This window comes from Bacillus sp. ILBB4 (genome assembly GCF_035064545.1).
Lineage (GTDB): Bacteria > Bacillota > Bacilli > Bacillales > Bacillaceae_H > Priestia.
Window position 1 is genome coordinate 1 of record NZ_JAIQVD010000005.1, and the last position, 13,791, is coordinate 13,791.

Below are 13,791 nucleotides of genomic sequence, written 5' to 3' on the forward strand. Positions count from 1 at the left end.
CATGTATTAGGCACGCCGCCAGCGTTCATCCTGAGCCAGGATCAAACTCTCCGAAGAAATGTTTGACTTGCTCAATTTAAAAAATAAAAATTAACGTTGACGTTTACTATTTCGTTCAGTTTTCAAAGAACTCTTGTCTTAAAGCGACTTCTATATAATAACACTTTTTAAGAATCATTGTCAACACTTTTATATAACTTTTTTAAAACTATTAAGAAAGTTATATATGTTTTGCTGACTTTTTATATATTACCAAAATGGAAAGCCTATGGCAAGGTTTTTTTACATAAAAAAGCCCCTGCTTTTTCAGGGGCTTTTTTTTATTCTTCTGTTTCTTCAGCTTCAATTATTATATCTGTCTCTTCATGTTCATCTAATTCATCTAAAACTTCGTCTTCATCTTCTGAAGTTTGTACTTTTGCAACCGTTGAAACAAACTCTTCGTCTCCTAAACGGATGACTTTGACACCTTGTGTGTTACGGCCCATTTGTGAAATATCTGAAACAGAAACACGGATAAGAACGCCGCTTACTGTGATAAGCATAATATCTTCTTCTTGAGATACGCATTTCAGTGCGACAACATCACCATTTTTATCAGTGATATTACATGTTCTTAAACCTTTACCGCCTCTTGTTTGTACACGATATTCTTCAATCGGCGTACGTTTTCCGTAACCATTTTTCGTAATGATCAAGACATCTGATTGTTCTTCGAGAATCTCCATACCGATTACTTCATCTTCTGAATCGAGAGTGATCCCTTTAACTCCAGTAGCTGTACGTCCCATTGAACGAACATCATTTTCATTAAAACGAATTAACATACCCTTCTTCGTTCCAATAACCATATCGCGCTTACCATCTGTCAATTTAACAGAAATCAATTCATCTTCTTCTCTTAAATTCAAGGCGATAAGTCCGCTATTTCGAATGTTCTCAAAAGAAGATAAAGGTGTACGCTTAGAAATTCCTTGTTTTGTAGTAAAGAATAGATACCAATCGTCTACAAATTCATCGACGCGAATGATGGCATTTACCCACTCACCCTTGTCTACTTCTAACAAGTTAATAATAGGTATCCCTTTAGCCGTTCTTCCGTACTCTGGAATTTCGTATCCTTTTGTACGGTAAACTTTTCCCTTATTTGTAAAGAAGAGAATCGTATCATGAGTAGAAGTTGTTAGAAGATGTTCAACAAAATCATCTTCGTTTGTATTCATTCCTTGAATACCTCTTCCGCCTCTTCGCTGACTCTTATACGTAGAAACAGGCAAACGTTTAATATAGCCGTTGTGCGTTAAGCTAATAACAATATCTTGGCGAGGAATCAGATCCTCGTCTTCGATAATTTCAGCTCCTCCGCTTACGATTTCTGTTCGACGGCCGTCATTGAATCTTTCTTTTACTTCTATTAGTTCTTCTCTAATAATTTCTAATACTTTTTCTTCATCTGCTAAAATAGCTTTTAATTCAGCAATTAGCGCTAATAAAGATTGATATTCTGCTTCAATCTTCTCTCGCTCTAATCCTGTTAAACGCTGTAGGCGCATATCCAAAATAGCTTGCGCTTGTTTTTCAGATAACGAAAACTGCGTCATTAATCCTTCACGTGCAATATCTGTTGTTTGAGAACCTCTAATTAAAGCAATAACAGCATCTAAATTATCAAGAGCAATCTTTAAACCTTCTAAAATATGCGCACGTGCTTCTGCTTTTCGAAGTTCAAATTCAGTACGACGACGAATAACCACTACCTGATGGTCTAAGTAGTACTGTAGACATTGCTTCAAGTTCAATACTTTTGGCTGTCCATCTACTAATGCAAGGGTATTAATACCAAAACTTGTTTGAAGAGATGTCTGCTTATATAAGTTGTTTAATAAAACATTTGCATTTGCATCACGTCTTACTTCAATAACAATACGCATACCTGAACGGTCAGACTCATCTCGTAAATCCGTAATTCCATCAATCTTCTTATCACGAGCTAGCTCTGCAATTTTTTCAATTAGCTTTGCTTTATTTACTTGGTATGGAAGTTCATGAACAATAATAGTTTGTTTACCATTGCTTTGTTCTTCAATTTCTACTTTTGCGCGAACAATAATAGAACCTTTTCCAGTTTCATAAGCTTTACGAATTCCGCTGCGGCCAAGAATTTGTCCTGCAGTTGGGAAATCCGGACCTGGAATAATCTCCATTAACTCTGCAATTGTGATACCAGGGTCTTGACTTACAGCTAAAACGCCGTCAATGACTTCCCCTAACTGATGCGGAGGAATATTTGTCGCCATACCTACCGCAATTCCGGCTGAACCGTTTACAAGTAAATTTGGAAATCTAGCAGGTAATACCATTGGTTCACGTTCAGAACCGTCATAGTTATCTTGGTAATCAATTGTATCTTTATTGATGTCACGCAACAGTTCCATCGAAACTTTTGACATTCTTGCTTCTGTATAACGCATAGCTGCTGCTGCATCTCCATCAACAGATCCAAAGTTTCCATGACCGTCGATTAGCATATAACGATAGCTAAAATCTTGTGCCATACGAACCATTGTTTCATATACAGCTGAGTCACCGTGTGGGTGATACTTACCAATTACTTCTCCTACGATACGAGCTGATTTTTTATATGGCTTATCCGATCCCATACCTAAATCATTCATTGCATATAAAATACGACGGTGCACAGGCTTAAGTCCGTCTCTTACATCTGGTAAAGCACGCGATACAATTACGCTCATTGCATAATCTAAAAAGGATGCGCGCATTTCTTGACTAATATTTACTTCTCTTATTTGAGAGTTTGGTTTATCTGACATCGATAAGAACCTCCTTCGCGAAGTTCAGTATAGTAATTCATATATATGTAAACGCAGGATAGAACCTATCTCCATCCTGACGTTTATATACCCTTTATAAAAAATATAAAGGGTATTACCGTTCATTTAAATATCAAGATTTTTTACGTACTGAGCATTTTCTTCAATGAAATTACGGCGTGGTTCTACTTTGTCGCCCATTAAAATTTCAAATGTCTCATCAGCTTCAATTGCATCTTGCAAGTTCACCTGAAGAAGGGTACGGAACTCTGGATCCATTGTTGTTTCCCATAATTGTTCAGGATTCATCTCTCCTAAACCTTTGTAACGCTGAAGGTTTGGTTTTGCGCCTTCAGGGAAAGAAGCTAATACCTCTTCTAATTGACGATCGTTGTACGCGTACTCCACTTTTTTACCTTGTGAAACTTTGTAAAGAGGCGGCTGAGCAATGTACACATATCCGTGCTCAATAATCTGTCTCATATAGCGATAGAAGAACGTTAGAAGAAGCGTACGAATATGCGCACCGTCTACGTCTGCATCTGTCATAATCACAATTTTATGGTAGCGGGCTTTCGAAATATCAAAATCGTCACCAATACCTGTTCCTAGAGCGGTAATGATTGTACGAATTTCGTTATTAGATAAAATTTTATCTAAACGCGCTTTCTCTACGTTGATAATTTTACCACGTAAAGGCAAAATAGCTTGGAAATGACGGCTTCTTCCCTGCTTAGCTGAACCTCCGGCAGAGTCACCCTCTACTACATAGAGTTCGCTAATAGAAGGATCTTTTGACGAACAATCTGCTAATTTACCCGGTAAGTTTGAAATTTCAAGCGCGCTTTTACGGCGTGTAAGCTCACGAGCTTTTTTAGCTGCCATTCTTGCTCTTGCAGCCATTAAACCTTTTTCAATTACCTTTTTCGCCACAATAGGGTTCTCTAGCAAGTAAGTTTCTAAGTGTTCTGCAAACACAGAGTCAGTAATTGTTCTTGCTTCACTATTTCCCAGCTTTGTTTTTGTTTGTCCTTCGAACTGCGGATCTGGGTGCTTAATAGAGATGATAGCTGTAATTCCTTCACGAACATCTTCACCTGTTAGATTGGCGTCACTGTCTTTAAATACGCTGTTTTTACGTGCATAGTCGTTAATTACACGCGTTAACGCTGTTTTAAATCCTGCTTCGTGCGTTCCACCTTCATATGTGTGAATATTGTTTGCAAAAGAATATAAATTACTTGTATAGCTATCGTTATATTGAATAGCAATTTCTACAGAAATGTTGTCTCGATTACCTTCAATATAGATTGGCTCTTCGTGAATCACTTCTTTCGAACGGTTTAAGTGTTCAACGTAAGACTTAATTCCGCCTTCATAGTGATACTCACGTCTTTTATCTTCTTCACGTTTGTCTTCAATCGTAATTTTAATGCCGCGATTTAAGAAAGCTAACTCACGCAGACGATTAGCTAACGTATCAAAATCGTATTCAAGCGTTTCTGTAAAAATTTCACCATCTGGACGGAATTGAATAACAGTACCTGTTTTATCTGTTTCTCCAACTACTTTTAAGTCAGCAGCCGGTACACCTCGTTCATATTTTTGATAATGAACTTTACCGTCACGATGTACGTGCACTTCCAAAGAGGTAGAAAGTGCATTAACAACTGAGGCACCTACACCGTGTAATCCACCAGATACTTTATAGCCGCCGCCGCCAAATTTACCTCCGGCATGAAGAACCGTTAAGATAACTTCAACGGCAGGTCTGCCCATTTTTTCTTGAATACCAACCGGAATTCCACGACCGTTATCTTTGACTGTAATACTATTATCCTTTTCGATAATAACATTAATTTCATCGCAATAGCCGGCCAGCGCTTCATCAATACTATTATCTACAATTTCCCATACAAGATGATGTAGACCCTTTGCGCTCGTCGATCCAATATACATCCCCGGACGTTTACGAACAGCTTCTAATCCTTCTAATACTTGTATCTGATCAGCTTCATATGCTTGTACTTCTTTTTGTTCCATCGTCAAATGTATCACCTACACTTTTTTTTAACAGCAAACTGCTGTATTTATCATTTTGTATTATGTTTTTCGAATATTATGTGGAAATAATACGGAGCCTTTAATGTATTTGCAATTTGTTTACTTATGCACAAAATTTTCATAATCGAGGGTACGAGTTGAAATATATAGACTTAAAACTATAATGATATCATATTTCAGTTAGATTGCCTTGCGAAAAGTTTTTAGATAGATCAATTGCTATTTGACCTTTTGAATTTGGCCAGCTTCTACGTGATATGTAGCGGCTTTTTCTAAGGTCTCGTGATGAATTCCTTCAATGCTCGTTGTCGTTACAAATGTCTGAACTTTTCCTTGAATGGTATTTAGCAAGTGTGATTGACGAAAATCATCTAATTCAGACAATACGTCGTCTAAAAGCAAGATTGGATATTCACCTACTTCTTGATAAATTAACTCGATTTCAGCAAGCTTTAACGATAAAGCAGTCGTCCGCTGTTGCCCTTGTGAACCAAATGTTTGAACGTCTTTTTCATTAACGTAGAAAAGAAGATCATCACGGTGTGGTCCTGCTAAGGTGACACCTCTATCAATTTCTCTACTTTTTATTTTATCAAACTTTTGATGATATGCTTCTAACATTTTCGACAAATCTGCATCTTCTGATACATCAATTGAATTCTTATACTCAATTTTTAATGTTTCTAAGTCTCGACTGATCCCTTTATGAATAGGCTCTGCCCACTGTTGAAGTAACTGTAAAAACTCAAAACGTTTTTTTAAGATTTTCGCCGCCATTTCACTTAACTGTAACGTAAGTACGTCTAAAAGTGAAAGATCCGTTTGTTTTTTTGTCTGCAGCTGCTTCAAATATTGATTTCTTTGCTGCAAAATCTTTTGATACCTGCTTAAATCATGCATGTAAACAGGCGAAACTTGACCAATTTCCATATCGATAAATTTGCGCCTTACTTGCGGACTCCCTTTAACTAGGTTCAAATCCTCCGGAGCAAACATGACAGTGTTAATTGACCCTATATATTGACTGAGTTTTTTCTGCTCAATGTGATTATATTTTGCTTTTTTCCCTTCTGTTGAGATGACTAAATCCAGTGTAACAGGTCCTCTATGCTTTTCTACAATGCCGGATAGCTTTGCATACTCACAGTCCCATTTAATTAATTCTTTATCGTTGGATGTACGATGAGATTTAGCCATAGATAATACGAAGATCGATTCCATCACGTTTGTTTTACCCTGTGCGTTTTCACCCAAAATGACGTTTACTTTATTTTCAAAAGGAATCGTTGTCTTCGTATAGTTTCGGTAATTTGTCAAAGTAATTTCTTTAATATACAAACGTTTCACCAACTTTAAGTAATAACAACAAATGATCCTGCAGCCGGTATATCCACTTCGTCATTTGCATATAATTTACGTCCGCGGCGCTCTTCTAGCTCCCCGTTTACATATACTTCGTGCTCACTTAAAAACCATTTTACCATTCCACCTGTTTGAATGACGTCTGCTAATTTTAAAAACTGGCCAAGCGTAATGTATTCAGTTGAAATTTTAACCTCTGTTTTCATGCGACTCTCTCACTTTCTAATGATGTATCTCTATTTTACTAAATAATTCTCCTTAAGAAAAGAAAGCTACTAGTACGGCATGCTAGTAGCTTTCTGAGATTTAATATGTTCGCACTGGTAAAATCAGCTGCAGCATTGAATCATCCTCTAATGTTCGAATGACAAATGGACGCATCGCACCAGTGAAGTTGATTTTGATATCTGTTCCTTCGAGCGCTTTTAATGCATCTAACATATATTTTGCGCTAAAAGAAATTTTTAATTCTTCTCCTGAGATAGACTGACTTTGTACCTCTTCAATTACTTTTCCGATTTCAGGAGAGTTAGAAGAGATTTCAACAATTCCTTCATCCAGCGTAGATAGTTTTACTACGTTGTTTCTTCCTTCACGAGCTAATAAAGAAGCGCGGTCAATCGATTGCAAGAATTCTTTTACGTTCAATATAACATCCGTTTTACTATCAGCTGGGATCAATCTTGAAGTATCAGGATAATTTCCGTCCAATAATCTTGAGAAAAATAGTAAATGTTTTGTTTTGAATAATACTTGATTTTCCGTGATAACAATGTCTACTAATTCATGAGAATCATCAAGGATCTTACTGAATTCACTTAAACTTTTACCTGGAATAACCACATTATACGTTGCTTCATTTCCAGTTTCAATGGTCGCTTTTCGCAAAGCTAGACGGTGACTGTCAGTGGCAATGCACGTTAATTCTTTGCCATCGACCTTCCAGTTTACACCTGTCAAGATAGGTCGTGTTTCTGAGGTGGACACCGCAAAGACAGTTTGTCGAATCATGTTTTTTAATAAGTCTGTCGGTAATCTAAACATGTTGTTTTCTTCGATCTGTGGTAAATGAGGATACTCTTCTGCATCTAAACCATTTAAGTTAAATTCAGCTTTTCCTGAACGAATGATTGTTAAAAAGTGACTTTGGACGTCTAATTCTACAATGTCTTTAGGAAGCTTTTTTACGATTTCACTAAAGAAACGAGCTGGGAGAACAACGCTTCCTGGTTTTTGGATATCAACAATCTCTTTTCCTTCTTCTTCGTTTGGAATAAACGATTCAATCGAGATATCGGAATCACTTCCTGTTAAGGTAACACCTTCTTCAGTCGCTACAATTTTAATCCCAGTTAAAATTGGAATTGTTGTTCTAGAAGATACAGCTTTCATAACGTCTTGAACGCTTTGAACTAGATAGTCTTTCTGTATGATAAATTTCATAATAATTAATCCTCCTTAAAAGTAGGTTTAAAAGCTTATTATTTATTATATTTTAAGATAGTAGTAGTAATAGGGGCTGTGGAAATGTGGATAACCCCTAAAAACGTGAGAACACAGCCTATCCACATGTGGACAGACTGTGTACAATCCTAACTCACTTATACACAAAATACAAGTAAAAAAAGCCTATATTTTTAGTGATTCACTTATTTCTTTAATTTGTTTTTGTAGGTCAGTATCTGTTTGAACAAGTTTTGAGATTTTTTCATGAGCATGGATGACAGTAGTATGGTCTCGCCCGCCAAACTCTTCTCCAATTTTAGGCAGCGAAAAATCCGTTAGTTCGCGAGAAAGGTACATGGCAATTTGTCTAGGAAACGCAACTGACTTTGTACGTTTCTTTGCTTTGAAATCATCTAATTTTATATTAAATTCTTGTCCAACAATCTGTTGGATGTCTTGAATCGTAATAACCCTAGGTTTTGAACTAGGAATGATATCTTTTAATGCTTCTGCTGCTAAATCAGCGTTTATATCTTTATTAATTAGTGAAGAATAAGCTACTACACGAATAAGTGCGCCTTCTAATTCTCTAATATTTGAATCAATCTGATTGGCGATATAAAGCATAACTTCATTTGGAATAACTAAGCCGTCCGCTTTGGCTTTTTTACGCAAAATAGCAATTCGTGTTTCCAAATCTGGTGGTGTGATGTCTGTAATAAGGCCCCATTCAAAGCGAGAGCGAAGTCGATCTTCAAGTGTAGGAATTTCTTTCGGCGGTCGATCACTTGAGATGACAATCTGCTTGCTTTCTTCGTGAAGCGTATTAAACGTATGGAAAAATTCTTCTTGTGTCTGCTCTTTACCTGCTAAGAATTGAATATCATCAATCAGTAAAACATCTACATTACGGTATTTGTTGCGGAATTCTACTGCTTTATTGTCACGAATAGAGTTAATAAACTCGTTTGTGAATTTTTCAGATGATAAGTACACGACTTTCGCGGCAGGATTATGATCTAACACATAGTGGCCTATGGCGTGCATTAAGTGTGTTTTGCCTAATCCTACTCCCCCGTAAATAAAAAGCGGATTATACGCTTTAGCCGGCGCTTCTGCTACTGCTAAAGAAGCTGCATGCGCAAACCGATTTCCAGATCCGATAACAAATGTATCAAAGGTATACTTCGAATTTAGCATGCTTTGAGGAAATTCTGCTCCTTCGTCTTTATTGACTTTCTTTTTAGGAGTTTGAATATCGAATTCTTCCTCGGCCTGGTTAGGAGGAATAATAAATTTTACATCTAACTCTTCCCCCGTAAGATCATAAAGTGTTTCAGCAATTAAATTAGAATACCTAGATTCTAACCAGTCCCGTGCAAAATCATTAGGTGCAGTAATAATGAGCGTGTCTCCTTGTAAAGCATGAGCTTTTGTCGATTTGAGCCAGGTTTCAAAACTAGGTTTGCTTAATTTTTTTTCAATTTGATCTAAAGCTCTATCCCATAAATCATGAATGTTTTCCAACGAGCAATCCCTCCTTTTTCTAGCTTTTATGCGCTTTGTACAACCCTTGTACAACCTGTACAAAACCTTATGCATAAAAAATTTATATTTATACAATTGCTATTATGTGGGTAAATATATATTATAGAAGAAAGTCGACTATTCGACAGATTCCACATGGTGTGGATAACTTTATACAGTGATAGTGGAAATGATGTCCACAAGTTGTCCACAGTTTGTGGATAAAAATCAACTGTGGAAAAGTAATTAAGAGTGAAAACAAAAATATAATATCAAAGAATTCGGCATGATGCAATGAATTTTCGAAACTTATCCACAATCACTACACCTTGTGGAGAAAAGTTTTCCACAACACAAGATAGTGTGCATGAGTTGTCGATAAGAAATGGATAAGTAGAAAAATGTCGAAAAAACTTATCCACAATGGTTTAAGAGAAGAATTTGAATAAAAAAGAGGCTTTTTATAACCTGTATTGTTGTAGTTTTGTTCAGTAAGGATGCGATCGCAGCTGGTAGAGAAAGAAAAAGAGATGAAAAGGAAAAATTTTTTCTTTAATAAATCAATGAATTTTATTGATTAGGTATAGACAATTGGGTTATAAAGATATTAGAATGAAGAAGATTGAGTAAAACAGATAATGAAACCAAGAGATTGAAAATTTTATTTTTTAAATAACATTGACATCTTCTTAGTCTTTTCATTATAATTGCAAGGACTGTCTTTTTCAGTTATTCCTCGAGGAGGTGTTTATAGATGAAAAGAACTTACCAACCAAACAAACGTAAGCACAGTAAAGTACACGGTTTCCGCGCTCGTATGAGCTCAGCGAACGGACGTAAAGTTTTAGCTCGTCGTCGTCGTAAAGGAAGAAAAGTATTATCAGCATAATAGACCACTGACGCCAGTGGTCTTTTTTCGCTTTATAAGGCTAAAATCCACCTCTGTTCCTGTAGGGACTCCATAAAAGCATGACCTGAAAAAGGGCAGGAGTTGTTAAAAATGAAAAAAAGATATCGTATAAAAAAGAATGATGAATTTCAAACAGTTTTTAAAAAGGGCAAGTCCGTAGCGAATCGCCAATTTGTCTTGTATGTTCTAGACAAACCGGATCAAGAACATTTCCGCGTAGGATTCTCCGTGGGCAAAAAGATTGGAAATGCCGTGACTCGTAATCGAGTTAAGCGCCTTGCTAAACAAATTATGTTTGAATTCACACCGTATTTGAAGCAAGACAAAGATTATATTGTAATTGCAAGGCAGCCTGCTGCAACAATGAGCTATGAAGAAATTAAAAGCAGCTTGCAGCATGTCTTTAAGCGTGGCAAATTACTTACACATAGACAAAACGATTAATAAACAATAGAAGAAAAGCCTTTAATAGCTGTTGTTTTTCTACCGCATCCTTATATAATGGATTTTGACGCACTTTCAGAATTGAAAGGTGAACATGTAGAAGGAGGAAAACAGGTGAAGAAGAAGTTGTTTTTAGGGATAACGCTTATCTTTCTATTAACTGTTTTAGCGGGTTGTACGGAAATTAACCAACCTATTACAGATGATAGTAAAGGTTTTTGGAATGAGTATGTTGTGTATCCGCTGTCATTAGTCATTACGTATCTGGCGGAGGTATTTAAAAGCTATGGAGTTGCGATCATCGTTGTCACAATCCTGATTCGCTTACTTATTCTACCGCTTATGATTAAACAGATGAGAAACACGAAAGCAATGCAGACGCTTCAGCCCGAAATGCAGAAGTTAAAGGAGAAGTACAGTTCAAAAGATGCCCAGACGCAGCAGCAATTGCAGAAAGAAACGATGGCATTATTCCAAACTTACGGAGTAAATCCTTTAGCTGGGTGCTTCCCAATTCTAATTCAAATGCCCATTCTTATCGGAATTTTCCACGCGATTACACGAACGTCAGAAATCGCAAACAACAGCTTTTTATGGTTTGATTTAGGTGCGCGTGATCCGCTATTTATCTTACCAGTTGTCGCAGGAATCACAACGTTTATTCAGCAAAAGATGATGATGGCCGGAAATGCAAATCAAAATCCTCAAATGGCTATGATGCTTTGGGTTATGCCGATCATGATTGTCGTTTTTGCAATCAATTTTCCAGCCGCTTTATCTCTTTATTGGGTAGTGGGAAATCTATTTATGATTATTCAAACCTACTTCATTAAAGGGCCAGACTTAAAACAAGCGAATATTGAAGGGGTTAAAAAATGAACGAAATCACAATTACGGCCCAGACGATTGAAGCTGCTGTTCAAGAAGCATTAGATGCTTTAGAAGTAGAGCGGAATCAAACAAATGTAGAAATAATTGAACCAGGCAAAAAAGGATTTTTAGGAATCTTTAAGGGAAAACCCGCAGTTGTAAAAGTTACAAAAATAGTTGACCCTGTAGAGGAAGCGGTTCATTTTATTACAAATGTTAGCCGTGAAATGGGGATTTCGATTCATACGAACGTCAAAAAAACCTCGAGAAACTGCATAATTGAGATTAGTAGCGATTCAGCGGGAATGCTGATTGGAAAATATGGACAAACCCTCAATGCGCTCCAGCTTCTCACACAACTGGTAGCTAATCGATACAGTCAGCAATTTTTAAATGTTGTATTAAACCCAGAAGGCTACCGAGAAAAACGAAAAGAAATGGTCGAAAAACTGGCATTAAAAATAGCGAATCAGGCGATTAAAACGAATCGATCTGTTCAACTAGAACCAATGCCTTCGCATGAAAGAAAAATGATTCACCAAGTGTTAGCTAAAAATTCTTTAGTTGAGACACACTCTATCGGAAAAGAACCGAAAAGAAGCATTTTGGTTCAGCCCGTCGGAAAAAAGCACTAGCAAAATGCGCTAGTGCTTTTTTATGTTTACTTTTATCAAGCTAGCGTTCAAAAAATCAAGTTACATACGTTGTTATTCACATGTGGATAAGTTAAAATAGTACATACTGCCTGTTTTTCTTGCTGTGCATAACAGAAGAACGTTAGAGATGTTCCAAATCGGTGAATTGTGGTATTCTATTTATTTGGTTCATACAAATTACGGGCCTTAAAATAGATGTTTTTGTTCGTGTAAAATTGTTAACGATGATAGTATATAACATCGTTTAAAATAAAAGGTTTATAAAATGAAATGAGGTGAAGTTGGTGCTAGATTTTGATACAATTGCGGCCATTTCTACACCAATGGGAGAAGGAGCTATTGCCATCGTCCGCCTGAGTGGTGAAGAAGCCATTACGATTGCAGATCGTATCTTTAAAAGCGTTTCGAACAAACGATTAACAGACGTAGCTTCTCATACTATTCACTACGGTCATATCGTAGATCCCAAGACAGAGCAAGTCGTCGAAGAAGTGATGCTTTCCATTATGAAAGGTCCCAAGACATTTACTAGAGAAGACATTATTGAAATTAACTGTCACGGAGGAATTGTATCCGTTAATCGTGTGCTGCAGTTAGTTATTGCAAATGGTGCCCGTTTAGCTGAGCCGGGTGAGTTTACAAAACGAGCATTTTTAAATGGTCGAGTAGACTTGTCACAAGCAGAAGCTGTAATGGATTTAATTCGTGCCAAAACAGATAAAGCGATGAATATGGCGATTGGCCAAATGGAAGGGCGTTTGTCCAAGCTAGTACGTCATTTACGGCAGGAAATTCTCGAAACACTTGCCCATGTAGAAGTAAACATTGACTACCCAGAATATGACGATGTAGAGGAAATGACTCACCAAGTATTGATCGAAAAAGCTTCAAATGTACGCCAAGAAATTGATAAGCTTCTTCAAACCTCTCATCAAGGAAAAATTTTAAGAGAAGGATTGGCTACGGTTATTATTGGACGTCCTAATGTAGGGAAATCTTCTCTTCTAAATAGTTTAGTGCAAGATGCAAAGGCCATTGTCACAGACATTCCTGGAACGACGCGAGATGTAATCGAAGAGTACGTCAATGTGCGAGGAGTTCCTCTGCGATTAGTTGATACAGCTGGAATTCGTGAAACAGAAGATATTGTAGAACGAATTGGTGTGGAACGCTCCCGTCAGTATTTGAAAGAAGCAGATTTAATTTTGCTTGTGTTGAATTTTAATGAAGAACTAACGGACGAAGATAAAAAGCTATTTGAAGCTGTAAAAGGCATGGACGTTATCGTGATTGTGAATAAAACAGATCTTGAGCAAAAAATTAATCTAGAGGAAGTGCAGCAATTTGCTGGTGATCATCCAGTAGTGACGACTTCGCTCCTTCAAGAACAAGGAGTAGATCAGCTTGAAGAAGCAATCGCAGCTCTTTTCTTTGGAGGAACAATTGAATCTCAAGATTTAACATATTTATCTAATACGAGACATATTGCGCTTTTAACGCAAGCAAGAGGAGCTATCGATGAGGCCATCACAGGCATTGAAAGTGGTGTTCCAATCGATATCGTCCAAATTGATTTAACAAGAACGTGGGAACTATTAGGTGAAATTATTGGTGATGCTGTTCACGAAAGCTTAATTGATCAGTTGTTCTCTCAATTCTGTTTAGGAAAATAGATTATTAA

The 13,791-nt window shown here is 36.9% G+C and carries 11 protein-coding genes; 5 read left to right on the plus strand and 6 right to left on the minus strand.

Going from position 1 to position 13,791, the window contains the following annotated elements:
- Nucleotides 1-320 precede the first annotated feature (320 nt).
- The 6 genes from gyrA to dnaA form a co-directional block, all read right to left on the minus strand.
- The gene (gene gyrA / locus LAV82_RS20930; RefSeq protein WP_499716849.1) at nt 321-2,831 is read right to left on the minus strand and encodes a DNA gyrase subunit A; all 2,511 of its coding nucleotides are present in this window, start codon (nt 2,829-2,831) and stop codon (nt 321-323) included.
- 126 nt (nt 2,832-2,957) lie between these two features.
- A complete protein-coding gene (gyrB, locus tag LAV82_RS20935; protein WP_013054824.1) occupies nt 2,958-4,874 on the minus strand; it encodes a DNA topoisomerase (ATP-hydrolyzing) subunit B in 1,917 nt (638 codons plus the stop codon).
- A 240-nt stretch (nt 4,875-5,114) separates the two neighbouring features.
- A complete protein-coding gene (recF, locus tag LAV82_RS20940; protein WP_499716850.1) occupies nt 5,115-6,233 on the minus strand; it encodes a DNA replication/repair protein RecF in 1,119 nt (372 codons plus the stop codon).
- A gap of 14 nt (nt 6,234-6,247) precedes the next feature.
- A complete protein-coding gene (gene yaaA, locus LAV82_RS20945) occupies nt 6,248-6,463 on the minus strand; it encodes a S4 domain-containing protein YaaA (RefSeq protein ID WP_013054822.1) in 216 nt (71 codons plus the stop codon).
- A 100-nt stretch (nt 6,464-6,563) separates the two neighbouring features.
- Nucleotides 6,564-7,700: a DNA polymerase III subunit beta gene (gene dnaN, locus LAV82_RS20950; RefSeq protein ID WP_013054821.1), complete on the minus strand. Its 1,137-nt coding sequence runs from the start codon at nt 7,698-7,700 to the stop codon at nt 6,564-6,566.
- 186 nt (nt 7,701-7,886) lie between these two features.
- A complete protein-coding gene (gene dnaA / locus LAV82_RS20955) occupies nt 7,887-9,230 on the minus strand; it encodes a chromosomal replication initiator protein DnaA (protein WP_013054820.1) in 1,344 nt (447 codons plus the stop codon).
- Between the two features lie 754 nt (nt 9,231-9,984).
- Between dnaA and rpmH the strand changes: the two genes are divergently transcribed.
- The 5 genes from rpmH to mnmE all read left to right on the plus strand — a co-directional run bounded on the left by rpmH (nt 9,985) and on the right by mnmE (nt 13,783).
- On the plus strand, nt 9,985-10,119 hold the full coding sequence (gene rpmH, locus LAV82_RS20960; RefSeq protein WP_013059930.1) for a 50S ribosomal protein L34: 135 nt from the start codon (nt 9,985-9,987) through the stop codon (nt 10,117-10,119).
- Nucleotides 10,120-10,230: 111 nt separating this feature from the next.
- Entirely contained in the window at nt 10,231-10,584 is a 354-nt protein-coding gene (gene rnpA / locus LAV82_RS20965; RefSeq protein ID WP_013059929.1) for a ribonuclease P protein component, read from the plus strand.
- 114 nt (nt 10,585-10,698) lie between these two features.
- Complete coding sequence (gene spoIIIJ / locus LAV82_RS20970; RefSeq protein WP_013059928.1) at nt 10,699-11,463, plus strand: YidC family membrane integrase SpoIIIJ; 765 nt, start codon at nt 10,699-10,701, stop codon at nt 11,461-11,463.
- On the plus strand, nt 11,460-12,089 hold the full coding sequence (gene jag, locus LAV82_RS20975) for an RNA-binding cell elongation regulator Jag/EloR (RefSeq protein ID WP_211078656.1): 630 nt from the start codon (nt 11,460-11,462) through the stop codon (nt 12,087-12,089). The genes spoIIIJ and jag overlap by 4 nt, the downstream gene beginning before the upstream one ends.
- A 305-nt stretch (nt 12,090-12,394) precedes the next feature.
- A complete protein-coding gene (mnmE, locus tag LAV82_RS20980) occupies nt 12,395-13,783 on the plus strand; it encodes a tRNA uridine-5-carboxymethylaminomethyl(34) synthesis GTPase MnmE (RefSeq protein ID WP_029319516.1) in 1,389 nt (462 codons plus the stop codon).
- The last annotated feature ends 8 nt before the right edge of the window (nt 13,784-13,791 follow it).

Excerpts from the sequence above, each read along its gene's own strand:
- gyrA (WP_499716849.1), bottom strand. The coding sequence starts at position 2,831 with ATGTCAGATAAACCAAACTCTCAAATAAGAGAAGTAAATATTAGTCAA.
- gyrB (WP_013054824.1), bottom strand. The coding sequence starts at position 4,874 with ATGGAACAAAAAGAAGTACAAGCATATGAAGCTGATCAGATACAAGTA.
- dnaN (WP_013054821.1), bottom strand. The coding sequence starts at position 7,700 with ATGAAATTTATCATACAGAAAGACTATCTAGTTCAAAGCGTTCAAGAC.
- jag (WP_211078656.1), top strand. The coding sequence starts at position 11,460 with ATGAACGAAATCACAATTACGGCCCAGACGATTGAAGCTGCTGTTCAA.
- rpmH (WP_013059930.1), top strand. The coding sequence starts at position 9,985 with ATGAAAAGAACTTACCAACCAAACAAACGTAAGCACAGTAAAGTACAC.
- yaaA (WP_013054822.1), bottom strand. The coding sequence starts at position 6,463 with ATGAAAACAGAGGTTAAAATTTCAACTGAATACATTACGCTTGGCCAG.
- rnpA (WP_013059929.1), top strand. The coding sequence starts at position 10,231 with ATGAAAAAAAGATATCGTATAAAAAAGAATGATGAATTTCAAACAGTT.